1 protein-coding gene is annotated in these 726 nt (G+C 64.2%); it reads right to left on the bottom strand.

All coding sequences use genetic code 11. From position 1 onward, the window contains the following. Positions 1 to 65 precede the first annotated feature (65 nt). Positions 66 to 726 (bottom strand): IS110 family transposase (locus ON20_RS25735; RefSeq protein ID WP_040839584.1); only part of this gene is annotated, 661 nt, incomplete at its 5' end.

Here is a 726-nt window from a genome sequence, read left to right as displayed (position 1 = left end):
ACACCGGAGACTTCCCAATGGAGTTGTCAAGCCCGGTCAGGCCGCTGCTGCGCTGACTTGAAGGTTCATCGGCCGATCACCACCGGACCGCGTGGGGTCGGTTGGTAGGGCCGGTGGTCGCGGATGAGGGCCCATATGACGTTGACGCGTCGTCGAGCGAGTGCGAGGAGGGCCTGGTTGTGGTGTTTTCCTTCGATGCGTTTTCGGTCGTAGAACTGTCTCGACTCCGGACAGCAGGTGATACTGACCATGGCCGGCATGTAGAAGACGCGGTTGAGTCCGCGGTGGTAGCGGCGGGGTCTGTGCAGTTTGCCGCGGATCCTGCCGGAATCCCAGGGCGTCGGAGCGAGACCGGCGAATGCGGCCAGGCGGTCCGGGGTGGTGAAAGAGGCGATGTCACCACCGGTGACGGCGAGGAATTCCGCGCCGAGCAAGCTTGCGAACCCAGGCAGGCCGGTGATCACCTCGGCGAGTTCGTGCCGGTGGAATCGGGTCTCGATGAGTGTGTCGGTTTTCTTGATCTGGTCGTTGAGCGCCATGACCTCTCTGGCCGGTTCGGCTATCACGGTGGCGGTCAGCGGCTCGCCGGGCAGGCGGATGTGCTGCTGATGGGCGGCGGCCATTGCCGCCGCTGCGATCTTGTCGGCGTTGCGGGCTTTTCTGGTGCGTAACCAGGATTCGAGTCGGGCGAGACCGATTCTGCGTAATGCGGCGGGGGTTGGGTAG

This window comes from Nocardia brevicatena NBRC 12119 (assembly GCF_000308495.1).
GTDB lineage: Bacteria > Actinomycetota > Actinomycetes > Mycobacteriales > Mycobacteriaceae > Nocardia > Nocardia brevicatena.
The sequence above is the reverse complement of the archived record's forward strand: the minus strand, read 5'-3'. Positions and strand labels throughout refer to the sequence as shown.